Source organism: uncultured Limosilactobacillus sp. (genome assembly GCF_934202235.1).
GTDB lineage: Bacteria > Bacillota > Bacilli > Lactobacillales > Lactobacillaceae > Limosilactobacillus.
Genome location: NZ_CAKPXS010000027.1, coordinates 1 through 23,563, shown reverse-complemented (window position 1 = coordinate 23,563; position 23,563 = coordinate 1). Strand labels below are relative to the sequence as shown.

The window sequence follows — 23,563 nt, the reverse complement described above, 5'->3', positions numbered from 1 at the left end:
TGTCCCATGCACCGATGCGGGCTTTTAACCACCAGCACGGAATTGTGACCCAGGCTTGGTCACCCCTGGCCCGGGGGCGGATGATGGATAACCCTGTCTTGAAAGAGATTGCTGCCAAGCATGGTGTTTCGGTGGCCCAGGTCATTCTCCGCTGGCACCTGCAAGTTGGCAACTCCTTTATTCCGAAGTCAGTTCATGCTTCCCGAATTAAGGAAAATACCACGATTTTTGGGTTTGAGCTGAGCGCCGACGAAATGCGGGCGATTGCCAGTCTTGATAAGAATAAACGGGTTAGCATGGAACCGGAGCTGGTTTACGAGAATAATGCCCAGTATCCGCACTAGGTACAAGGTGCCAAAAGGAGGCATGAGCAATGGAATTAACGGAAGCAATCTGGACGCGACAGTCGGTCCGTGATTATACTGAACAGCCGGTTTCCAGGGATAAATTATCCACCATTGTTCACGCTGGCCAGGCCGGTGCAGCGGGGCGGGGCAATTACGGAGTTTATCACTTTACCGTCATTAGCAATCCTCAGGTTACTGCCCAGTTAGCGAACACTTATCATGCACCGGCAGTAATTGTTATTTCGGTTCGTCGTGACCAACTTCGCGCATCGAAGTACCTTAGCGCCGGAACAATGGTTGAGAATATGGCCCTGGCGGCCGAAAACATGGGCGTTGGTGCTTGTATGAACATGGCAGCATTGCCGTCGCTGCCTGCAGGGATCTTACCGGCAAACCAGACACCGTTGATCTGCTTAACTCTGGGACACACCAAGCAGCCATTGCGACGACGTCAGCTTCCACAAGACCGCGTTCCAACCGATTATGTGGATTAACGACATTGAGCTGAATTTAGTCACGAATACTAGCAGCCAACACGGGATGGGCGTCCTGTGTTGGCTTTTTTGTAAAAGGTATTGAAATCCTTTTCTAATCAAGTAACGTTGGCTGATTGGCTATTATGGTACTAGCCGTTAGCGGGACATGGATGAAAATGGTAGATTATCTGCGTTAGCAGCTGCCAGCGAGCAAATTGGCTATTGACGGAAAGTGAGAGCCTTGCTAGAATTAACTAATCAAATTTTAATCTTGGCAGGGAGAGTGATTGCCGATGAGTCTATGGAAAATAATGACACGAAAAGAGGACCCCAGCGTTTACGAGGATAAGGATAGTCACCTGGTGCGGTCGCTGCGCGTTCGTGACTTTTTGGGGCTCGGTGTCGGGACCATTGTTTCTGCTTCAATTTTCACGATGCCAGGGGAAGTCGCTGCCCTGCATACTGGCCCGGCGGTGGCTATTTCTTATCTGATTGCTGCCGTCGTGGCGGGGTTGGTGGCCTTTGCCTATGCTGAAATGGCAGCCGCCATGCCGTTTGCTGGTTCCGCGTATTCATGGATTAACGTAATTTTTGGTGAGTTTTTCGGCTGGATTGCTGGCTGGGCACTCTTGGCGGAATACTTTATCGCCCTGGCCTTTGTGGGTTCCGGGCTTTCCGCTAACTTTCGGGCATTAATCGCGCCACTTGGGTGGCAACTGCCGAGTTCGCTGTCTAATGCTTTCGGCACTGAAGGGGGAATCATCGACCTGGTTGCCGTCGTGGTCTTGCTGGTTGTTTCGTTTCTGATTAGCCGTGGGGTCTCTGACGCTGCCCGGGTCGAAAATGTTTTGGTGATTCTCAAGGTTGCCGCCATTTTACTGTTTATCATTGTGAGTCTCAGCGCAATTAAGACCAAAAACCTTGTTCCATTTATTCCGAAGTACCGGGCCACTGCTAACGGTGCCTTTGGGGGCTGGCAGGGGATTTATGCCGGCGTTTCCATGTTATTCTTGGCCTACATCGGCTTTGATTCCATCGCTGCCAACTCGGGTGAAGCGATTAACCCCCAGAAGACGATGCCACGGGGAATCATGGGATCACTAATCATTGCGGTCGTCCTCTTTGTTGTTACTTCGGTTGTCCTTGTTGGTGTTGTGCCATATCAGAAGTACGTTAACAGTGCTGAACCAGTCGGCCTGGCCTTGCGGACTGCCGGGCATCCGCTGGTGGCCACCGTTGTTCAAACAGTAGCGGTGGTTGGGATGTTAACGGCGCTGATTGGGATGATGATGGCCGGTTCACGACTGATCTACTCCTTTGGCCGGGACGGGATGTTACCAAAGTTTTTGGGTAAGCTTGATAATAAACAACGGCCGAATAACGCATTGTTGGTCTTAACAATTGTGACACTGGTCATCAGTGCACTCTTCCCGTTTGCATTCTTATCACAGTTGGTTTCTGCCGGGACGTTGATTGCGTTTATGTTCGTTTGTCTAGCAATTTACCCACTCCGGAAACGGGAAGGGCACGACATTGCTGATCCTGCCTTTAAGATGCCGTTCTTCCCTATTTTGCCGGCGCTGGGCTTTTTCGCCTCACTAGTAGTGTTCCTGGGATTGGATGCGCAGGCCAAGATTTATGCCGGTGCATGGTTCGTGATTGGGATTCTCCTGTACTTTACTTACGGGATGAGGCATTCTGTGATGAGCAAAAAACATTGAAAGTAGTTGTTTGCATTGGACCGCGCTGTTTGACCGTCTTCGGTCAGCAGGGCGGTTTTTTGTTTGCTAACGTGATAGAATAAGCGCAAAAGGAGAGGGTAAAATGAAACTTGAGGTCACTCCAGCGGCGGCTGCAGCCATCCGTGACAGGCTGAAACTAAACCAAGGGAGTTCGACAGTCGTGCGCTTTCAACTAGTTCGTCCACATGACGGGAATATTGATCATGTTCAAGTGGAGCCTACAGTGGTTAAACAGGCGGGCCAGCCCATTGCAAAGGTGACAGTTGATGGGATTGATTTTTACGTCGATTTTGCAGATGAGTGGTATTTTTCAGGGAAAAAGCTACTAGTTGATCTCCATGAAGGGCAGTTAACGTACCACTACAGCCGGTTAGTTCAAACCGTCGTGGCCCCACCGGCAGAACAGCCGTCGCCAGTTAGTGACGCAACGACATCTGCCTCGCGTCATTTTGAAGAGCTCTGGGATTGATAACCATGGCTCGACAAAAATTAACTTGGCGAAAAAGATTGCAGCGGGTACTGATGTCGTATCTCGCAATTTTTGCGGGTGAGGAACACTTCATCAATAGTCACCGCGGCAAGAGCAGCATGATTAAGGAACAAAACCGTTATGGCAAGGTTAAAAAGTAGGGTGGTTAAAGTCCTGCTTTTTTAATTTGGCCTGGTATAATGAATCAGTAAAAATGTCGGTGAGACGACACATCAATTGCGGGAGGCTTTACAGGATGAGTAAGCTGGAAATAAAGAACTTACACGTAGCGGTAACCGATGAGGAAAACAAACAGCGTCAGGAAATCCTCCACGGGGTGAATTTGACGATGAAGACCGGTGAAATTCACGCGATTATGGGACCCAACGGGACTGGGAAGTCGACACTTTCACAAACCATTATGGGAAATCCGAGTTACCAGGTAACTGCTGGCGAAATCTTTCTCGATGGAAAAAGTATCCTCAACTTACCAGTTGACGAGCGGGCCCGCGCCGGCCTATTTTTAGCGATGCAGTACCCCGCGGAAATCCAGGGAGTGACGAACGCTGAATTTCTGCGGGCAGCAATGAATGCGCGCCGGCCAAAGGATGACCAGCTATCAGTAATGGCTTTTATTAAGGAACTGGAAAAGAACCTGCACTTGTTGGATATGAGCGATGAGATGACGGAACGCTACCTTAATGAAGGCTTTTCCGGCGGCGAGAAGAAGCGAAACGAGATTCTCCAGTTATTGATGATTAAGCCGACTTTCGCGATTCTCGATGAAATCGATTCTGGCTTAGACATTGATGCGTTGAAGGTCGTTGCTCGGGGTGTGAACTCAATGCGTGGGCCTCAATTTGGTTCACTGATCATTACTCACTATCAGCGGTTGTTGAACTACATTGTTCCCGACGTGGTTCACGTCATGATGGGCGGAAAAGTAGTAGCAACTGGTGGGCCTGACCTGGCCAAACGCCTCGAAAAAGAAGGTTACGCCGGACTACGTGATGAGCTGGGACTGAAAATTAAGCTGACTGACGAAAACTAGGGGGAGAAGGATGATGACCTTCAATTTTGAGCAAACCCAACAACAAGTGAAAGCCGTGGCGAGTCGGTGGGGTGAACCAACCAGTTTTACGGCGCGCCGCCTGAGCGCACTCCAGCTTTACCCAAAGTTGGCAATGCCAAGGATGCAGGAATTTTCATATGATGGCTGGCCGCTTTTACCAACGGATGACCGGTTAAAGTTGATTGATGCCGTCCCCTCAGCGAAAGCGGTGACGGCAGCTCAGGAAAATGACGGTGACGACATCAGTCTCCACAGCTTTGCCCAGGGAAAGCTAGTTATCAACAAACAGGTACCAGCAGGTGTTATTTGTGAGCCGTTTTTCCGGGCATTGCATAATCACTATCAAGTCGTTGATCAATACTTCATGTCCGTTATTTCGGCTGAGCAAGATAAGCTAACTGCTTATCACCAAGCGATGTTAAACAGTGGCACTGTGATTGAGGTTGGCGCGGGAGTGTCTGTTAAGCAACCGTTAGAAATCCACCAGGTGCAGGATGCGACCAGGCCTAACCAGCCATTGGTCAACCACCTATTAATCGTCGCTCACCCGCAGTCAGTGGTTCACGTCGTGCAACACCTCTCGTCGGTGGGAAAGGCCGCTAACCTTGCAAACTTGATGGTGGAAATTGTGGCTGAGCCCGGAAGCGAGGTTCATTTGGCAGTGCTGGATGAAACTGGCACGAATATTACTACTTACCTCAACCGGCGGGCTCACCTGGCAGCAGATGCCAATGTTGAATGGGCAGTGGGGATGATGAATGGCGGCAATGTTCTTGGCGATATTGATGCCGAACTGATCGGCGAGGGCAGTAAAGCAGACTCGAAACTGATTGCGGTGACGGGTGGGGACCAGCACGTGGGTCTCAACAACCGGGTAACTAACCGCGGCCCGCACTCGACCGGCTTAATTAACCAGCGAGGCGTTGTTTTGGACAGCTCTGAGCTGATCTTTAACGGGATTGGCCAGATCGTGCACGATGCTCACGGGTCCAATGCGGAGCAGCAAAACCGCTTATTAATGATGTCGCCAACTGCACGCGGCGATGCCAACCCGATCCTGTTGATTGACGAAAACGATGTCAATGCCGGTCATGCCGCAAGTGTCGGTCAGGTTGATGCTCACCAACTGTACTACTTGCTTAGCCGGGGCATCCCGGAACACCAGGCCAAGCGAATGGTTATTCGGGGGTTCTTGAGTGCGGTCTTGACGGCATTGCCGAACCGCCGGTTGGAAGATAAAATGATCACGATTCTGGAAAGGAAGTTGCTGCATGACTGAGTGGGATGACGTTCGTCAAGACTTTCCAATTCTCAAACAACGGGTCAACGGGGAACGCCTCGCCTACCTTGATAATGCCGCGACGACGCAGCGGCCGACCCCTGTTCTCAAGGATTTGATGAATTTTTATCAGCATGACAACGCCAATGTCCACCGGGGAGTCCACACCCTCGCGGTGCGGGCAACGAACGAGTACGAAAATGCCCGGCAGACGGTCCAGCATTTTATTAATGCTGCCGATGAGCGCGAAATTATCTTTACCCGGGGTGCAACTGAGGGGTTGAACCTCGTTGCGGCGACTTACAGCCGTCAGCATATCCATGAAGGCGACGAGATCGTCGTTTCGATTGCCGAGCACCACAGCAACCTTGTCCCCTGGCAGCAATTAGCAATCGCTACTGGTGCCTGTCTCAAGTATATCGACTTAACAACGACGGGGGAGTTAGACCTGGCTGCTGCTGAAAAGCAAATTACCGACCGGACCAAAATTGTTGCTGTAACTCACGCTAGTAACGTCCTGGGGACCATCACGCCGCTTCAACAACTAGCGGCACTTGCTCACCAGCACGGAGCGGTCATTGTCGCTGACGGTGCTCAGGCAGTGCCTCACTTCGCCGTCGATGTCCAACAACTAGGCGTAGACTTTTATGCTTTTTCTGGTCACAAGATGCTGAGCGGCATGGGCATTGGCGTCTTGTATGGGCGGTATGATCTTTTGGCAGCCATGCCACCATACCAGTTTGGTGGCGAAATGATTAGTAGTGTTCAACGGCAGTCGACAACTTTTGCTGAACCGCCGTATAAGTTTGAAGCGGGAACGCCCAACGTTGCGGGTGCCATTTCATTGGCCAGCGCGATCCATTATCTGCAAGGATTAGGGATGGCGGAGGTAGAACGTCATGAACGTGAATTAGTAGCCACCGCCTTACCGCGATTGTTGGCTGAAGATCACGTCACAGTGTACGGCCCGCATGATCCCGCAAAACATACGGGGGTGATTGCCTTTAATATTACTGGGCTTCACCCGCATGATGTTGCGACTGCTCTTGATATGGAAGGGGTTGCCGTGCGGGCAGGGCACCACTGTGCGCAACCGTTGATGGACTACCTAGGGGTCACGGCGACTGCCCGCGCTAGTTTTTATTTTTATAATAACCAGCAAGACGTTGACCAGTTAATTCACGCAATCAGAGAAACGAAGGAGTTCTTTCACGTTGGGTCTATCTAAGTTAAACCAACTTTACCGGGCAGTGATTCTTGATGCGGCTGCCCACCCCCACCACAAGGGCAAAATTACGATGCCGACTAATCAGCAAACGCTTCATAATCCAACTTGTGGCGATACTGTCAACCTGGAGCTGCGAGTTGCTGGCGGCCGGATTGCGCAAATCGGTTTTACCGGTGATGGCTGTACAATCAGCCAGGCTTCGGCAAGCATGATGGCTGATGCTGTTGCCGGTAAAACGACTGAAGAAGCGCTGGCGATGGCGAAGATTTTTTCGGACGAAGCTATTGGCAAACAACACCGACCGGCTGAACTGGCCAAACTCGGTGACGCCCAAGCGTTGACCAGTATTATGCAGTTTCCGGCGCGAATTAAGTGTGCAACCTTATCGTGGTGGGCGTTAACTCGTGCTCTTGAGCAGGATAACCAGGAGAGAGGAGATACCGATGATCGACAAAGCAAGTGATATTCTCAAAGACAAAGATTACCAGTATGGTTTTCACGATAATGTGAAGCCCACTTATTCGACTGGTCGTGGTTTGACAGAAGAAGTTGTTCGCCAAATCTCTGCAGAAAAGGGCGAACCCCAGTGGATGCTTGATTTTCGGTTGAAATCTTACCGCCTTTACTGTCAGATGCCGATGCCCAACTTTGGTCCTGATCTGTCATCTTTGGACCTCGACAATATGCTGTATTACCAGAAAATGACTGACCGGAAGTACCAGGACTGGGATGACGTGCCTGCGGACTTAAAGCGGACGTTTGACCGGTTGGGGGTTCCCGAAGCTGAACGAAAGTACCTGGCGGGTTCTTCGGCACAGTACGAGTCAGAAGTTGTCTACCATAACATGAAAAAGCAGTTTGACCAACTGGGGATTATCTTCACCGATACCGACACGGCACTCAAAGAACACCCAGCACTTTTTAAGAAATGGTTTGGCAAGCTAGTTCATCCTGATGATAACAAGTTTGCGGCCCTGAACGGTGCTGTTTGGTCGGGTGGCTCATTTATCTATGTTCCCAAGGGTGTTCACTGCAAGACCCCCATCCAGTCTTATTTCCGCCTGAATGCGGAAAACTCCGGTCAGTTTGAACGGACGCTGATTATTGTTGATGAAGGGGCGAGTGTTGACTACGTGGAGGGCTGTACCGCTCCTAATTATTCGAGCGATTCGCTGCACGCCGCGGTGGTGGAAGTGAATGTACAAAGGGATGCCTATTGCCGCTACACGACTATTCAGAACTGGTCGGATAACGTGTACAGCTTGGAAACTAAGCGGGCTGCCGCCCAGGAAAATGCAACGATGGAGTGGATCGACGGTAACTTGGGGTCGAAGGTGACGATGAAGTATCCGAGTGTGTACTTGGATGGTAAGGGTGCCCGCGGGACGATGTTATCGATCGCGGTTGCCGCTAACGGTATTCATCAGGATTCTGGGGCGCGGATGATTCACAACGCACCGCAGACTTCGAGTTCGATCGTTTCGAAGTCGATTGCCAAAAGTGGTGGGTCGACTGACTACCGGGGACAGGTCCGCTTTACCAAAAAAGCTGATGGGTCTAAGGCACACGTTGAATGCGATACTATTATTATGGATGACCAGTCGAGTTCAGACACGATCCCGTACAATGAAGTCGATAATGCTAACGTGGCGATGGAACACGAAGCACGGGTGTCTAAGATTTCGGAAGAAAAGCTTTACTACTTGATGAGCCGGGGATTATCTGAGGCCAAAGCAACCGAAATGATCATCATGGGTTTTGTTGAACCATTTACGAAGAAACTACCGATGGAATATGCGGTGGAACTGAACCGACTGATCAGTTTTGAGATGGAAGGATCCATTGGTTAATGGAGGAAACGATGAAGCAGCAAGAACAGCTAGTTAAAGAAGTGAAGGCAGCCTTGGGCGAGGTCATTGATCCCGAACTGGGCGTTGACCTGGTTAACCTCGGGCTAATTTACGGGATTGACGTGGATGAACAGGGAATGTGCACGGTGACAATGACACTGACTACCATGGGCTGCCCCATTGGCGACCTGCTTGACCGTTCAATCAGATTTGCGGTGAAGAGTGTTGACGGGATTACGGACTGCCAGATTCACCTGGTCTGGGAACCAGCCTGGACGGTTGAGCGGATGTCAAAATATGCTAAAATTGCACTGGGTATTCATATGTAAAAATTGGAACACAAAAAGACCAGCAAATTGTTGCCACTTGGCTAACAGTTCGCTGGTCCTTTGTTAATCAATGATGTTTTATTCGTCTCGCAAGCCGAAGAATCCTTGTAAGTAACGGGCCATCCCGTCGGCATTGTTATCCCAGGGAGTGACGTCATTAGCGACTTTTTTAACCTTGCTAATAGCGTTTTTCATCGCCACCCCGGTACCAGCAAACTTTAGCATTTCGCTATCATTGCTTTCGTCGCCAAAAGCGATGATCCGTTGCTGGTCAATCCCGTAAGCAGCAGCAATTTTCTTGACGCTTTTTTCCTTGTGGATTCCCCGGTGAATGAGCTCAATGATGTCGTAATTACCACCCCATACTCGTGGTTCTACTACCTGGCCATAGTGTTGTTCAACGTAAGCTTTGAGTTTGGGTAAGCTCTCATGGGTGTAGTGGACAGTGACACATATTGGGTCATGACGGAGCGTCTGGGGCGAGATAATTTGATTGGGTTCGAGGTGATCTGGTAAAAATTCTGGTAGCAAGGAAGTTGGCTTATTGGCCCAGACATGAGTTTTATCTTCGACACTCATTGTGTCAATTCCCAGTTCATCTTGATGAGCTAGGAGGTCAAAGACCAGTTCGCGCGGCACGGTGTCGCAGTATTCATCCTGCCAGTGGTGATAAGGGATATGGGTAATTGCACCATTAAGGTTGGCCATTGGACTGTGCAACTTTAATTGGTCGTAAAACTGGTGAGAAATCCGAAACGGCCGCCCGGTAATGATGCTGACAACATTTCCCAGGTGAGCTAACTTATCCAGAGTCCGTTGGGTTCGTAAACTGATTTTGGATTGGTCATTTAAAGTTGTTCCATCCAGGTCAATGGCGATTAGGTACTTACTCATATCTACACTTCCTTTTCTCCAATATTTCTATTTAACACTGTGTGAGGTTGAAAAGCAAGGTGGAACACTATTAACTATGTTAGAATAAGCGGAGAAAATTGTGGAGGGTTATCAATGAATTTGCCAGCAGCTTTTATCGAAAAATACCAGCGTCTAATGGGAGAGCGTGAGTCAGCTGCCTTTATCAAGGCCCTGACGGACAAATCCGCTGTCAGCGGCTTTCGCGTTAACCCGGGAAAGCCGGGGTTGCCAGAAGAAACCATTAGCAAAACCGGTAACCAGGCCGTTCCTGGCGTTAATAATGGTTATTATGGCCAAGTTGATGGTAAGTCATTAGACCACGTGACTGGTTGGGTATACAGTCAGGAGCCATCGGCAATGAACGTGGCAGTGGCGTTGGATCCGCAGCCGGGTGAAAAGGTGTTGGACTTATGTGCTGCTCCCGGTGGCAAGTCTACCCAAATTGTTGCCCTCATGCACAATGAAGGATTGCTGGTGGCTAACGAAATTTTTGCCAAGCGGGCTAAGGTGCTGGCGGAGAACCTGGAACGGTGGGGAGCAGTTAATGCGGTGGTCACCAACGAATCACCAGCGGAACTAGAAACACAGTTTCCTCGGTTCTTCGACCGGATCCTCGTTGATGCTCCTTGCTCGGGGGAGGGAATGTTCCGGAAAGATCCGGCGGGAATTCAATACTGGAACCCGGACTATCCTACCGAATGCGCTAATCGTCAGCGGCAGATCCTCAAGTCGGCATTGAAAATGCTAAAACCGGGAGGAACGCTGGTTTATTCCACCTGCACCTTTGCTCCTGAAGAAGACGAGCAGAACGCTGCCTGGTTGTTGAACCACTATGACTTAACCATCTGTCCCATTGCAAAAGCACCGGGGATGGACCATGGCCAGCCAGAATGGGCTGATGGCAATCCAGAGCTAGCCAAGGCAATTCGCCTCTTTCCTCATCACTACCATGGTGAAGGGCACTTTATTGCCAAGTTTACCCTGACTACTGAGATGTCTGAAATGTCTCAGAGTCAAGTACACCGGAAGAAGGCAAAGAACAAGCGCCGCCAACGTCGTGGTGACTGGACACCAAGCCGGCAAGAGCTAGGCGAATGGCAGCAATGGTCGCAGGCAGTAATGCCGTCCTTTGCTGTTTCACACTTCTTAAAGTTTGGCGACCAGTTGTATGCTTGTCCTTCCTCAATGAAGCCCTTAGCTGGTTTCCACGTCCTTCGTCCTGGTCTCCACCTGGGAACCCTGAAGAAAAAACGGTTTGAACCATCATTAGCGCTTGCCATGGCGCTTGCTGCAAAGGACCTGCCCGCTGTTCGTTGTTTAAGTATTTCGAAAGGGCAGTGGCGCAAATACGTCCATGGTGAGACATTGACAGTTGGTGCTGGTCATGAGAACGGCTGGTACCTGCTAGTTGCTAATGGTCATCCCTGTGGCTTTGGCAAGCTGGTGGGGACAACGGTCAAGAATTTTTACCCGAAGGGACTGCGCTTTTAAATTACTTCCGGTTTAATGCTGAACTTCTTTAACTGGTCCGGTCAACCAAAATAAATTTTGCAGACAAAAACAGAGGTCACTGAAGTGAGTCGCTTTCAGTGACCTCTGTTTTGTGGTTAGGTGGCCGTTTATCTCGTTAAATGGCGCTGACGAACATAACTTTCTAACTGCGGATTGAGGACAAACGGGGTGTTGGCCAGGTCCGCAAAGCGTTGGCAACCCGTTAGGAGCATCATGGCCGCAATATTTTGCCGCCAGCTAGTGATGAGTTGGTCCAAACCGTCTGGATTAGTCTGTAAGTGGTGAAGAAAGAAACCTGCAACACCGACTGCAGAAGCCCCGAGTGTACCGGCTTTAACGACATCAGCTGGCGATTGCACGCCACCGGAAGCGATAACCGTTGCCTGCTGGTGGTTAGTCGACCGTGCTTCCAGGAGCGATTCGACGGTTGACTGTCCCCAGTCGAATAAGGGTGACCAGTCACCTGACGCGCCAATTCGTTTGCCACGCAGGCTTTCGATAGCGGCGAAGTTGGTGCCGCCGCGACCGGACACGTTAATCCCGGCGACACCCGCGTCAGCCAGTAACTGGATCGTCTCTTTAGTCATGCCAAAGCCGACTTCCTTCACAATCACCGGAAAACGGGCGGCGAGTTTTTTGATATTAGTTAACCAGTGGTAATCTTGAGCTCCCTCTGGCATTACGACTTCCTGGGCACTATTAAGGTGGATTTCCAAGGCATTCGCTTTGACGAGGTCGATTGCGGCAGCAGCTTGGTCAACACTGGCGTTAGCACTGAGATTAGCGATGATGACCCCGTCAGGATTTTGCTGCCTGACTACCGCAAAGGTTGGCTTTGTGGCGGGGTCTTTGAAGATGATACTCATTGACCCAGTCGCCATGGCAAGGTGATGTTTAGCAGCCAGTGAGGCTAATTGCCCATTGATCACACCGCCCTTTTTACTACCGCCAGTCATTGCCTCAATATAAAAAGGGTAGTCGATTTGAAGGCCGTCAATCAGGGAAGTTGACAGGTCGACTTCGGCGAGTGATTGTTCCGGCAGTGCCTGGTGAAGGAGACGAACCCCGGCAAAGTCATTTGGCTGTCTTTGCTGGGCAGAATTGGTTATTTCGGCGTAACGGAGGTGTTCATCTTTTCGGCGCGAATCGGTCGACATCTGTTAATCCTCCTTACTATCCTGGTCAAAGAAGACGTGAAGCGCTAATGGCTGAATCCGGGCTGCTTGCCACCGCTTTTGTAACTGTTTAACGTCTTGGCGGTTGTCAATCAAGGCAATCCCACAGTCGCCGCCGCCAGCGCCAGATGTTTTTGCCGCCCCGCCAGCTTGTTCGGCAATGGTGCAGAGTTTCTGCAGGAGGGGCGTTTCGATGCTAACACCAGAAAGCTGACCTAAACGGGCCAGTAACTGCCGGTTTACCCGGATTTGTTGTTGAATCAAATCCAGCCGTTTAGTCCGAAAACCGTTAATCATCCGGGTGACGCATTGCTGGCTATCAGTAAGGAACTGTCGATATTCTTGTTGGTGAACAGCCTTAAAGAGGGAAATTTTGTCCACCAGCAGTGAAGTGGACGCCGGCTTACCCGTCCAGCCGATGAGTAGTCGTAACTGCTTGGGGGTTGGCAGGGGTTCGACCTCTAAGTCCGGCCAGGGCAGGTTAATCAGTGTTGTCAGATCCACTGCCTGCTGCTGTTCGGCTAGCCACTGACGATCAAAAGAATGGTAGGCAATCCAACCACCATAAACTGAGGCTGCCACGTCACCGAGTGACCCGTTTTTTTGGACGGTAAAGTGTGCAATGGCGGCGAGCTTAAATAGTTTTTCGTTGGTTACTGTGAGCTGGTAGAAACGGCAAAGAGCCTTAACAATCGCGACGGTGACTGCCGCGGAAGAGCCCAGACCGTATTTGCGACCATTATCGCTATCCAAATCACTATCAATGGTCAGGTCAAACATTTTCAGCTGACGGCCGCATGACCGGGTATAGGCTTCCGTCACTTCAATCGCCTGAATGATGTAGGAAAAAGGGTTATCACGCTGGTCAACGACCAATTGGTCGCCTTGTCGCCGCCAGGACAGTTCAATATCTTGGTACTGGCGGCTGATGATTCTCCCAGTCTGATGCTGTGCAGCCGTTAATTGGCAGGTGACAAACTGGTCTAAGGCAACCAAAATCGCCGGGTTGCCGTTTTCCACAACCGCGTATTCACCAGCGATATATAACTTTCCAGGTGCTTTTTCAGTAATCAAATGAATGAATCTCCTTGTTCAGCTAAAGTTGGGTGATGCTTACTCCCGGCCCCGGTTTGGCAACGATCAGCTTATCTTTGCCAAAAACAGGTGCCAGCTGGTCAATAATTTGCTGACGATCCTTACTATTATAAATCAGTTTCACGTTCGGGCCAGCATCCATCGTGTAGTAGCAGTGAAGACCGTTGGCATTTAGGGTGTCAACCAGCCTCATGGCCCTCATCGTTCCCTCTTCAAAATAAGTATAGCCGGGATCAGCTGACAAGGTGAGGGCGTGCATTCGCAGGGCGTTTTCCTGGGCCAATTGGCCAATGCGGTTAATGTCCTGGTTAGCAATGGCTGCCTTCATGTTAGTCATGTCACTTTCGACAATCGTACGCCATTCAGGATAAAAGGGCGAAGTCTCCACGCACAACTGCATCCCGGTTCTGCTGGAAACTTTTTTCTGGCTAGCGTCAATAACAATGGCTAACATTTCGAGGGGAAAGTCAACTTTTTCCATCAGCGGTTCGGCAAAGGAGGTTTGGTCATTAGTCCCGCGATGCCATTCAACTAGTCCGCCGTAAACAGAACGGGTGGCCGACCCTGAGCCACGACGTGCTAGCCGGCTGAGTTCGCGCCGACTAAGGTGACAGCCGGCTTCACGACTGGCAGCGGCCGCGAGGGCAGCAAAAGCCGAGGCAGAGGAAGCTAGGCCGGCGCTCGTCGGGACGTGGTTAGTGGACGCAACATTAAAACGGGTATCGGTACCGGCTAGTTGGCGAACGAGGTCCAAAAAAGCTGTCAGCCTGTTAGTATTCTTATCATCTACTGCTTGGCCGTTGATGGTAAAACGGTCGTGATTTAACCGCCGATCGGCAGTGACCGTTGTGTCGGTAAAAAAACGGTCCAGGGTGAGCGACAAACTATCCGTTTGCGGCAACATCAGTTGCGGGTCGCGTTTTCCCCAGTACTTGACCAGAGCAATATTAGTATGCGCGCGTGCCGTGGTGGGCATTTGGATCTTCCTTTCTTTGAACTAGCGAAGTGGTTGCAACCAGGTTTTACGGGCACCGGCACTGATGAGGGCGGCAGCGAGGTGGCGTGCTTGAGCACTAGTTTTGACGAGGGCAAACATACAACCGCCACGACCGCCGCCGGTGAGCTTAGCACCGAGGGCACCGTTGGCCATCGCAACTTCTACCAGCTGGTCTAGCTTTTGATCGCTGACTTGCAACCGCTGCAATTCGTGGTGGGCTGCTAAAAGAATTTTTCCTAGTTTTGCGACCTCATTTAACTGCAGGGCAGACTGCGCTTGCCGGGTGAGTAAGCCAAGTTGGTCAAGGCAAGCGTGGGTCTTGGTTGGTGACTCTTCCAATAAGTGGTGTACAGCGGTGACGGCTTCGCGGGTGGCTCCGGCAATTCCAGTATCCGCAATGACCATCGTCGCTTGCAAGTGCATGGGGATCGGCGTCCCCACCTTGCCACGAACAAACCACAGTGGTGAAGACGAAGCGGCAGTGGCGGCATCGAGTCCGCTGGGACTGCGGTGGGTAATTTCTTCTTCGACCGCTGCTAATCGTAAAAGTAATTGTCGGTCGAGTGGTTTTTGATAATAATCAAAAAAGGCCCGCACCAGGGCAATTGCCGTTGCAGCTGAAGAACCCATCCCCCGCTCAGCTGGTAAATCACTGTCGATGGTCAAATCCCAATAGTCGCGATTACCATCTAAGTGGTCGACCAGTGTTTGAATTAATTTGGCAACCCCGTGCATTTTGTCAGGTAACCCGTTTAAGTCACCATCAAAGTAGGAACTATGGATCAAGCGATGCCCGTCCGTCCGTGGCAAAATCGTTACCTTTTCAGCAACGTTGGGCAACGGGAGCGCAATTGCGGGTTGGCCATAAACAACACTGTGCTCGCCAATTAGAATGATTTTGGCGTGGCTCTTGCCAATTCCCTTTGACTTCATTGACGTCCCAGCCTTTCTGTAAGAACTAATCATATTATACTTTTCCAATAAATCATTCTCAAACCTAAACAGTTTACCACTTTTCGCATATTGATAGTATGATGGAAAAAGAAAGATGAAAGTACGGTGATAAAATGCCAAGAAAGAAGTTAAGGGGACCGATTTATTCGGTGGTTGACTTAGAGACCACCGGTACCAGTGTCAAAAACGGTGACCGCATCATCCAGATTGGCTGTGCCCTGGTTCAGGATGGGACAGTGGTTAACCACTTTGAGACCCTCGTTAATCCGCGGGCAAAAATTCCCCACCAAATTGAACAGCTGACCGGAATTAGCAACCGCGATGTGCAGTCCGCGCCCCTGTTTGAGGACATTGCTGGGACAGTCTTTAGCTTACTGACCGGGACGATTTTTGTGGCGCATAACGTCAACTTTGATTTTCCCTTTCTTAATCGCGAGTTAGAGCGCGCCGGCTACCCGTCACTAACAATTCAAGCAATTGATACGGTGACGCTGAGTCAAATTTTGCTCCCCACTGCCAAGAGCTACCGCTTGCGCGACCTAACGGCTTACCTCACTATCCAGCATAATCACCCGCATAGTGCTGCTTCAGATGCTGATGCAACTGCGCAATTATTAATTGACTTACTGAATAAGTTAAAGCAGTTACCGACGATTACCCTGCGGCAGTTGGTGTCAATGAAGCTAGAACTGCCACAGCAAACCGCCGATGTTTTTGCGACAGAGCTCGGGCGGCGCAAACGTTTTCCAGTAAAACTTGCTGATTCACTATATGTGACCCACGGGATGGTTCTGCGGCGGCCACGGCGGGCAAGTACTAATATTAGCGGGCGGCAGTTTAAGTACCCGTCGACCAAGAAGGCTAAGCAGCGGTTGTTCGGTAACCACTTAACGGTCCGACCAGCCCAGGCTAAAATGATGAATGCCATCTATAACCATTACCGCCAGGAAAAAGCAGAATACATGGTGGTGGAAGCCGGAACGGGGATAGGTAAGACCCTTGGCTACCTGTTGCCCCTCCTGTTTCATACGTATCCTGATCGCCGGCTAGTGGTTAGCACCGCGACCAATTTACTGCAGCAACAGATTGCCGAACAAACGATGCGGCAGTTAAACCAGATTCTGCCATTTGAAGCAACTAGTGTGGTGGTGAAGGGCAGTAGTCACTACCTTGATTTGACGCGGTTCGTTCATTCCCTGGGGGATGATAGTGATTCAAAGCTAGTTCAGTTGTTGAAGGCCAAAATATTGATTTGGCTATTGCAGACCACGAGTGGTGACCTCGACGAACTGAACTTGACGGTCCAAAGTTCACCTTACTTTGCCGAAATCCGTCACCAGGGAGTCAAAAGTCTAGATAAACAGGGTATCTATTACCAGGATGACTTTCTTGTTCGACAACAGGCCCGGCTGAAACACGCGAACGTGATTATTACCAACCACGCCTACTTGGCAGCTCATGCTGAGGAACTTGGCACCCAAAATGGGCAACCATTCCTCGTCGTTGACGAAGCCCAGCACCTGAGTGATAGCGTTCTGAAGATGGCCCGCCACACAATCAGCTTTCAAGCGCTGATGGCCAATATTAATACTTTGCGCGGCTTAGTGAATGCGGATAATGAGTTCTCGTTGTTTGAGACGTTTGCGTCTTTGCCGCTAGCAGATTACAACGTTGAGCTGTTAACGAGTGACCTGCAGCAGCTCGACGAGGCGATTGTTGATTTTCAACAAGCAATCTACCGTCGCTTCATCATTCAGTTTGACTCTAACAGTACAGAACGAATTATTGAGTCGCCAGTCGACAACAAGCAGCTTAGCCAGGTTCTTAACCCGTCATCACCACTAATGATGGGGTTGGAACAGGCGCTAGCTAGCACGCGGCTGCACTTTCGGGCACTAGAACACATCTTTGAATCACGCCGCGATAGTTGGCTAGCTAGTGATCGGGGTCTGATGAACCAGTTTAGTTCACATCTCGATAAGTTAGCAGACGCGGATGAGACGATTCATGACTTTTTGCGGCTTCTTGAGGAACGACAGTCAGCGGCGTTTTTTTGGTTAACTATCCAGCAGTCGCACGAGCGCAGCTCAATGAAGCTGAGCGGGGGCCTAATGGAGACCAACCACTTTCTCAGTGAGAAGGTTTATCCGTCATTTTCCCGACCGCTCTTTATCGGAGCAACGTTGTTTAATTCGAGTCGGTCACAGTACCTGTATCACCAATTAGACATTGACCGGCAACAGACCCAGGTTAAACGCTTTGCTTCTCCCTTTGACTATCAGCAGAACAGTGCTCTCTTGATTGCTAAGGATGCGCCTCAACCCGCCAGTCGTAACAATGGCCACTATATCAGCTACCTGAGTAGGACCATCCGCCAGCTGGCAGATTCAACGCAGTGTCAAACCATGGTCCTCTTTAATTCCTTACTAACCATTGAACAAGTGTACAGCCAGTTGCGAGGGACGGATTTGTTCAACCAGCGTGATATTCTGGCCCAGGGAATTACCGGCAGTAGAGAAAAGCTCCTTAAACAGTTTGCAACGGGAGAAAATGCGGTTTTGCTGGGGGCCTCTAGTTTTTGGGAGGGGATTGACCTGCCGCGAAATCTACTGCAGTTATTGATTATTACCCGGTTACCGTTTGACTCGCCTAACGATATTATTGTGCGGGCACAAAGTAATATGATCCAACAAGCTGGCAAGAATCCTTTTTACCAGTTGCAGCTACCAAAAGCGACTATCAAACTACGGCAGGGGGTCGGTCGGCTGCTGAGAACTCCTGATGACTACGGCGTTGCGGTCTGCTTAGATCCACGGTTATACCAGCGCCGGTACGGCAAGTCGATGCAGGCGGTCCTCCCGAAGGAGATGCCAAAGAAGGTCTTGCTGACTGACCAGGTAGTGAAGCAGACAAAAAATTTTTTAAATGACCACCGGCATTGCGCCAACGGTTAAGTATTTTGGTATAATAAAACGGATTATTTAATAAAGGGGTGACTGTGATGCAAAGTCGCCGCGAGATCCAGCAGCAAAATAGTGAAAACCGCTCGCTAAAGTTAATACGCAATTTGCTGTTGATCATCTTGCTGATCTTCTTGTTGGGGTGGGGCCTCTACGCTTTTGGCAACCACCCACGTGCTGCTGCTAAACGGCAGGCAACACAGATTGCTAAAAAGTATGCTGGCGTCAAGAAGACGAATGCTTTCTACATCTATAACCGTGAAAAAACGTACTACACGGTGGCCGGCGAGAATAACAAGAACCAGCAGGTGCTGGTGATTGTACCGCAAAAGGGCGGCAACGTCAGGATAGTTCAACAATCCAAGGGGATTACCAAGAACCAGGCGTTAACCAAGGTTTGGCAAAAGGAAAAACCTAAAAAGGTGTTGAAGGTGGCTCCGGGGGTGTTTAATAACCACGTTGTCTGGGAAGTTACTTATAAAAACGCCCAGGGCAACCTTTGCTATGATTTACTCAAGTTTAGTAATGGTCAGCTAGTTCAACAGATTAATAACTTGTGATAAAGTTGGTACAGAAGAATTAACGGAGGTAACAAAGTGAAGACAATTAAAATTAGTGATGCACCACAGCATGTGGGTGAAACAGTGAAAATTGGTGTTTGGCTAACTGACAAACGTTCTAGCGGTAAGATTTCGTTCCTGCAGCTTCGTGACGGAACGGGCTTCTTTCAGGGAATTATTCGCAAGAATGACGTTGATGAAGCAACGTTTGACCTGGCAAAACATGGTTTACACCAGGAAACCAGTTTTGTGGTCACTGGTGAAATTGCTGAAGATAAGCGGTCGAAGTTCGGCTACGAAATTCATATCAAAAACATTGAAGTTGTGGGCAAGAGCGAGGATTACCCGATTGGGAATAAGGACCACGGGATTGACTTCCTGCTTGACCACCGCCACCTCTGGTTGCGTTCCCGCAAGCCATGGGCGCTGATGCGGATCAGAAGCCAGGTTAAGTTGTCCACGATGGAATTCTTTGATAAACATGGCTTCACCCAGTTTGATGCGCCAATCCTGACTTCTTCGGCACCAGAAGGGACGACGGACCTCTTTGACGTCAAGTACTTCGATACTGACGCTTTCCTGTCTCAGTCTGGTCAGCTTTATGGTGAAGCCGGAGCAATGGCGTTGAGCCGGATCTACACGATGGGGCCAACTTTCCGGGCTGAAAAGTCGAAGACTCGTCGGCACATGACTGAGTTCTGGATGATCGAACCTGAAATGGCTTGGTGCCACGAAGAAGAAAGTGAAGAAATCCAGGAACAATACGTGGCTTACCTGATTCAAGACCTGATTGATAAATGTCCTACAGAATTGGAAATGGTTGGCCGGTCTGTCGACAGCCTCAAACCGTTCACCGAATTACCGTACCCGCGGGTAACCTACAAGAAGGCTATTGAGATGCTGCAAAAAGGAGGTCTCGACGTCCAATATGGTGACGACTTTGGTTCACCGGAAGAAACGTTCCTGGCTGACCAGTTTAACAAGCCGGTCTTCATTAAGAACTACCCACGAGAAATCAAGGCTTTCTACATGCCGACTGATCCGGAAGATGATCGCCAAGTAATCTGTGCTGACTTACTGGCACCAGAAGGTTATGGCGAAATCATTGGTGGTTCTGAACGTTCATACGATTACGAGTACATTACCAAGAAGCTGGAAGAAAATGGTCTCAACAAGGAAGACTACGGCTGGTACGACGACCTGCGCAAGTATGGTTCGGTTCCTCACTCCGGCTTCGGGATGGGACTGGAACGGTTCTTGGCTTGGGTTACGCTGCAGGACCACATTCGGCAAAACATTCCATTCCCACGGATGCTCAACCGGTTGCGCCCATAAGTTTGATTTGCAAAGGACGTGATGAATCACGTCCTTTTTATTGCGATTGAGGGGGGTTAGTATGCACGACATGGATTTTCTGGAATCCTTTGTCAAGGCTGGCGAGACGTCGGTCAGCAACCTGTTGCTACACCATTACCACGAGTATGGTTTGACGACAGGTCAGCTAGTGGTGTACCTGCAACTGAAATCAGACATTGACCGAGGGATCGGGATGCCGGATATTGCGGAGGTTGCTAAACGGCTCGGGACGACTAGTGATAAGGTCTACAGTCAGATTCAGCAAATGATGGCCAAGGGGATCTTGAAACAGGAAATGCGGACGGATGACCAGGGACAAGAGGAAGCTTATTATGATTTTTCACCACTGCTGGCACGGATGTCCGGCACTAAAGTGGAGGGAAAGCAACCAAACGATCAGCCAGTGGCTAGTCGTGAAGAATTGTATTCTACTATTGAAAGTGAATTCGGTCGGCCACTGAGTCCCCTTGAAATGGAAACCGTCGCTGACTGGGTCGACCAGGACAGCTATTCGCCAGAGATGATTGTTCTCGCGTTAAAAGAAGCGGTAATGAACGGTAAGTTGCGGTTAAAGTATGTCGATTCCATCCTATTAAATTGGCAACAAAATAACCTGAAGACCCCTGCCGACGTGACGGCCGAAAAGAAGCGGTTTAACGAGCAACGGGCTCACCGTGGTGGCCGTGCCAATACCGGCGACAGTAAACCAGCCCGGGAAAAGATTCCGATTTTTAAGCTGGGTGGACAAAAAAAGCATTAATGACGAAGACGGCGACCGTGGTCATGCGGTCGCCGTTATGTTTATCCGGTAAAGCTTACTTGAGTAGTTAGCGGTTGATGTCTATTACTTAATATTCAAAGCTCATAATCTTTCGCCGTTTTTGTATGTGGGGTGGTTTCGCAAAAACAGCCGGCCTGCTGGTGATGATCTGGGTTAACCACCGGCAATTTAACCTGGTTCAACTGGGTAATGATTGTTGGCTTGTACCTCGTCATCTGGGGGATTATCTGCTGGAACCTGGTCAATGATGTCAACCAGCTTAACCGGAAACTGCATGAAAGAAACCAAGGGAGTTGAAATTAGCCAATTCAGCTTTTACGGAATTGAAGGGGCGTTAAACTAGTCTTAGCTTTAAAGTACTTGCCAAATTGGCTAGCTTGACTAAAACCGACTTGATTGGCAACCACACTGATTGGCAGCTTTGTCTTTTTTAATAATTCGGCGGCTTTGGATAGCCGATATTCTAATAGGTAATTATAAGGCGAAGTTTGGAGAATGCTGTGAAAGCAACGATTGCACTCTGCTTTACTGATATTTGCGCTTTTGGCAAGTTCGGCTAAGGTAATCTTTTGCGAATAGTTTTTCTGAATATATTCTAGCATTGCTTTTACTCTGGTTTTAGCATTGGAGTCTTGCTTCTGTTGCGGAAGTGAGACTCTTTTTTGTATTTCTAAGAAGATGCTAACTAGTGCTGTTAGGACTTCATAAGGATACAAGTGACTTTGCCGATTGTTTTCAAATAATTGAGATAACTGATTTAACTTGTTGCAGACTGCTGCCCACTTACTTTCGAGTTTGAAATTAATCAGTTCTAAACTTTGGTTCAACGTTAATTCTTCAACGAGCCGCTGTGTTGGGCCGCCGAAGTAAAAGTCTAAGAAGTATGCTGGAAAAATGAATGAACGGTAATGCGAGTTAGTTCGGTGGTTTACCTGGTGAACAACGTTCTGGTTAATAAAGGCACCATTTCCGGCCACAATTTCTTCACTTTTTTCCAATGTTTTGATTTGGATTGTCCCGTTTAAAACGTAGATGAATTGAAGATCATTGTGCCAGTGCATCACGTTAAATCCAGGATTAATTGGCTTCGCATGCTGATTGACAACATCTAAGACCAGGTATGGAAAGTCTGAATTAGCGTTAATATTTTTAGAGTTAATGTATTTATTCATAAGTTCTTCTCTTGATAATACTTAAATAAATTTTGGGCATATTAGGATAATATATCCGCGAATATGAAGATATAATCATAATAACATAAGAAAGGAGCGCCAAGCATGCAATATACCACAAGCTACCAGTCGCCGTTTGGAAAGCTATTACTGGCAAGTGACCAGCAGGGGTTAACTGGATTATGGTTTGAAAACGATAAATATTATGCAGATTGTCTGGGACCGCAGAATACGCCAATGGAAACAGTGACCTTAAGGCGGACCAAACAGTGGTTAGATGAATACTTTGCGCAACGCCAGCCGTCGTTTGTGCCGTCCCTCCATCTAATGGGCACTAATTTTCAAAAAATAGTTTGGCAAATACTGCTGACCATCCCTTATGGTCAAGTGATGACATACCAAGAAATTGCTGATGCGGTCGCCGCTAAGCTTCATAAAAAGCATATGGCAGCGCAGGCGGTTGGCGGCGCCGTTGGCCGTAATCATATTGAAATTATTATCCCGTGTCACCGGGTGGTTGGCGCCAATGGGAGTCTCACTGGTTATGCTGCGGGATTATCAGTTAAGAAAAAATTATTACAGCTAGAAAAAATTGAAGTAAGAAACTTCAAAATTCCAAAGGAAAGCGAGGATTAGTTTGAAGGTATCAAAGTATATTTATAGTTTATCCTTGGGACACCTATTCGTAGATTTCAGTCAGGGAGCACTGGCAGCCTTATTGCCAACACTGATTGAACAACACCATTATAACTATGCCATTGCGGCAACCTTAGTTTTTGCGATGAATCTGGTATCTTCGATTGTTCAGCCCTTATTTGGCTTTCTTTCGGATAAGTACAATACCGGTTGGATTATTATCCTAGCCATTTTAATTACGGGGATTGGTTTTAGCTCCTTGGGGTATGTACCAACCTATGCACTATTGGTTGTGGGGTGCTTGGTTTGTGGGATTGGAATCGCAGCCTACCACCCGGATGCAGCTAAACTGGTTAATGGCCTTGCTGGATATAACCCTGGACAGGGGATGAGTATTTTTTCCTTTGGCGGGAATATCGGCTTTGCAATTGGACCAATTATGTTGACCTTGGTTGTTAATCATTTAGGTATTCAGGGAATTGGGATTTTCTTGATAGTTGCGATTATTATTACGTTAATTTTGCTGAAACTTTACCCAATCATGCATCGTCAATCGGTCGTTTTTTGGTCGAGTTCAAAAAAGGATCACAGTGCCAAAATAGCTTTACATGGTCACAATGATTGGTTGCATTTTTCGCTGCTTTCAATGGTGTTATTT

25 protein-coding genes are annotated in these 23,563 nt (G+C 49.1%); 19 read left to right on the top strand and 6 right to left on the bottom strand.

Annotated elements, in window-relative coordinates; genetic code table 11:
• From Q0E49_RS05230 to Q0E49_RS05180, 11 genes are all read left to right on the top strand, one after another.
• The coding region (locus tag Q0E49_RS05230) for an aldo/keto reductase (protein WP_295746884.1) at window positions 1-344 on the top strand (344 nt) is incomplete at its 5' end.
• A gap of 29 nt (window positions 345-373) precedes the next feature.
• Complete coding sequence (locus tag Q0E49_RS05225) at window positions 374-841, top strand: nitroreductase family protein (protein ID WP_295746883.1); 468 nt, start codon at window positions 374-376, stop codon at window positions 839-841.
• Window positions 842-1,116: 275 nt separating this feature from the next.
• Entirely contained in the window at window positions 1,117-2,544 is a 1,428-nt protein-coding gene (locus tag Q0E49_RS05220; protein WP_295746882.1) for an amino acid permease, read from the top strand.
• Window positions 2,545-2,647: 103 nt separating this feature from the next.
• Entirely contained in the window at window positions 2,648-3,034 is a 387-nt protein-coding gene (locus Q0E49_RS05215) for a hypothetical protein (protein ID WP_295746881.1), read from the top strand.
• A gap of 5 nt (window positions 3,035-3,039) precedes the next feature.
• A complete protein-coding gene (locus Q0E49_RS05210) occupies window positions 3,040-3,195 on the top strand; it encodes a hypothetical protein (RefSeq protein ID WP_295746880.1) in 156 nt (51 codons plus the stop codon).
• Between the two features lie 95 nt (window positions 3,196-3,290).
• Window positions 3,291-4,085 carry a Fe-S cluster assembly ATPase SufC gene (sufC, locus tag Q0E49_RS05205; protein ID WP_295746879.1) on the top strand — a complete coding sequence of 265 codons (795 nt, stop codon included), beginning with the start codon at window positions 3,291-3,293 and terminating at the stop codon, window positions 4,083-4,085.
• A gap of 13 nt (window positions 4,086-4,098) precedes the next feature.
• Complete coding sequence (gene sufD / locus Q0E49_RS05200; RefSeq protein ID WP_295746878.1) at window positions 4,099-5,385, top strand: Fe-S cluster assembly protein SufD; 1,287 nt, start codon at window positions 4,099-4,101, stop codon at window positions 5,383-5,385.
• A complete protein-coding gene (locus Q0E49_RS05195) occupies window positions 5,378-6,613 on the top strand; it encodes a cysteine desulfurase (RefSeq protein WP_295746877.1) in 1,236 nt (411 codons plus the stop codon). Before sufD ends, Q0E49_RS05195 begins: the two co-directional genes overlap by 8 nt.
• On the top strand, window positions 6,600-7,076 hold the full coding sequence (gene sufU, locus Q0E49_RS05190) for a Fe-S cluster assembly sulfur transfer protein SufU (protein WP_295746876.1): 477 nt from the start codon (window positions 6,600-6,602) through the stop codon (window positions 7,074-7,076). Before Q0E49_RS05195 ends, sufU begins: the two co-directional genes overlap by 14 nt.
• The gene (sufB, locus tag Q0E49_RS05185; RefSeq protein WP_295746875.1) at window positions 7,057-8,463 is read left to right on the top strand and encodes a Fe-S cluster assembly protein SufB; all 1,407 of its coding nucleotides are present in this window, start codon (window positions 7,057-7,059) and stop codon (window positions 8,461-8,463) included. Before sufU ends, sufB begins: the two co-directional genes overlap by 20 nt.
• Window positions 8,463-8,792: a metal-sulfur cluster assembly factor gene (locus tag Q0E49_RS05180; protein ID WP_295746874.1), complete on the top strand. Its 330-nt coding sequence runs from the start codon at window positions 8,463-8,465 to the stop codon at window positions 8,790-8,792. Before sufB ends, Q0E49_RS05180 begins: the two co-directional genes overlap by 1 nt.
• A gap of 78 nt (window positions 8,793-8,870) precedes the next feature.
• Here Q0E49_RS05180 and Q0E49_RS05175 read toward each other — a convergent pair whose 3' ends face one another.
• Entirely contained in the window at window positions 8,871-9,686 is an 816-nt protein-coding gene (locus tag Q0E49_RS05175; RefSeq protein ID WP_295746873.1) for a Cof-type HAD-IIB family hydrolase, read from the bottom strand.
• A gap of 114 nt (window positions 9,687-9,800) precedes the next feature.
• On the opposite strand from Q0E49_RS05175, the gene Q0E49_RS05170 reads away from it, so the two are divergent.
• Entirely contained in the window at window positions 9,801-11,198 is a 1,398-nt protein-coding gene (locus Q0E49_RS05170) for an RsmF rRNA methyltransferase first C-terminal domain-containing protein (RefSeq protein ID WP_295746872.1), read from the top strand.
• 128 nt (window positions 11,199-11,326) lie between these two features.
• Here the strand turns inward: Q0E49_RS05170 and fni are convergent, their stop codons facing one another.
• From fni to mvk, 4 genes are read right to left on the bottom strand one after another with little or no spacing between them, the layout of a single operon-like run.
• Window positions 11,327-12,376, bottom strand: a complete 1,050-nt coding sequence (fni, locus tag Q0E49_RS05165; RefSeq protein WP_295746871.1) for a type 2 isopentenyl-diphosphate Delta-isomerase — start codon at window positions 12,374-12,376, stop codon at window positions 11,327-11,329.
• 3 nt (window positions 12,377-12,379) lie between these two features.
• On the bottom strand, window positions 12,380-13,468 hold the full coding sequence (locus Q0E49_RS05160; protein ID WP_295746870.1) for a phosphomevalonate kinase: 1,089 nt from the start codon (window positions 13,466-13,468) through the stop codon (window positions 12,380-12,382).
• A 22-nt stretch (window positions 13,469-13,490) separates the two neighbouring features.
• On the bottom strand, window positions 13,491-14,465 hold the full coding sequence (gene mvaD, locus Q0E49_RS05155) for a diphosphomevalonate decarboxylase (RefSeq protein WP_295746869.1): 975 nt from the start codon (window positions 14,463-14,465) through the stop codon (window positions 13,491-13,493).
• A gap of 21 nt (window positions 14,466-14,486) precedes the next feature.
• Complete coding sequence (mvk, locus tag Q0E49_RS05150) at window positions 14,487-15,419, bottom strand: mevalonate kinase (RefSeq protein ID WP_295746868.1); 933 nt, start codon at window positions 15,417-15,419, stop codon at window positions 14,487-14,489.
• Between the two features lie 134 nt (window positions 15,420-15,553).
• On the opposite strand from mvk, the gene Q0E49_RS05145 reads away from it, so the two are divergent.
• The 5 genes from Q0E49_RS05145 to Q0E49_RS07995 all read left to right on the top strand — a co-directional run bounded on the left by Q0E49_RS05145 (window position 15,554) and on the right by Q0E49_RS07995 (window position 21,394).
• A complete protein-coding gene (locus Q0E49_RS05145) occupies window positions 15,554-18,394 on the top strand; it encodes a helicase C-terminal domain-containing protein (protein WP_295746867.1) in 2,841 nt (946 codons plus the stop codon).
• A gap of 47 nt (window positions 18,395-18,441) precedes the next feature.
• Window positions 18,442-18,960 (top strand): DUF5590 domain-containing protein, encoded by a 519-nt coding sequence (locus tag Q0E49_RS05140; RefSeq protein WP_295746866.1) that lies wholly within the window; start codon window positions 18,442-18,444, stop codon window positions 18,958-18,960.
• Window positions 18,961-18,996: 36 nt separating this feature from the next.
• Window positions 18,997-20,295, top strand: coding sequence for an asparagine--tRNA ligase (asnS, locus tag Q0E49_RS05135; protein ID WP_295746865.1), 1,299 nt, complete (start codon window positions 18,997-18,999; stop codon window positions 20,293-20,295).
• 61 nt (window positions 20,296-20,356) lie between these two features.
• Entirely contained in the window at window positions 20,357-21,076 is a 720-nt protein-coding gene (locus Q0E49_RS05130; RefSeq protein WP_295746864.1) for a DnaD domain protein, read from the top strand.
• A 210-nt stretch (window positions 21,077-21,286) separates the two neighbouring features.
• Window positions 21,287-21,394, top strand: a complete 108-nt coding sequence (locus Q0E49_RS07995) for a hypothetical protein (protein WP_366509538.1) — start codon at window positions 21,287-21,289, stop codon at window positions 21,392-21,394.
• A gap of 11 nt (window positions 21,395-21,405) precedes the next feature.
• Here Q0E49_RS07995 and Q0E49_RS05125 read toward each other — a convergent pair whose 3' ends face one another.
• Complete coding sequence (locus tag Q0E49_RS05125; RefSeq protein ID WP_295746863.1) at window positions 21,406-22,269, bottom strand: AraC family transcriptional regulator; 864 nt, start codon at window positions 22,267-22,269, stop codon at window positions 21,406-21,408.
• A gap of 105 nt (window positions 22,270-22,374) precedes the next feature.
• Here Q0E49_RS05125 and Q0E49_RS05120 point away from each other — a divergent pair, with 105 nt between their 5' ends.
• Together Q0E49_RS05120 and Q0E49_RS05115 are read left to right on the top strand one after the other, a co-directional pair.
• Entirely contained in the window at window positions 22,375-22,905 is a 531-nt protein-coding gene (locus Q0E49_RS05120; RefSeq protein ID WP_295746862.1) for a methylated-DNA--[protein]-cysteine S-methyltransferase, read from the top strand.
• Between the two features lies 1 nt (window position 22,906).
• Window positions 22,907-23,563: MFS transporter (locus Q0E49_RS05115; RefSeq protein WP_295746861.1), on the top strand; the 657-nt coding region annotated here is incomplete at its 3' end.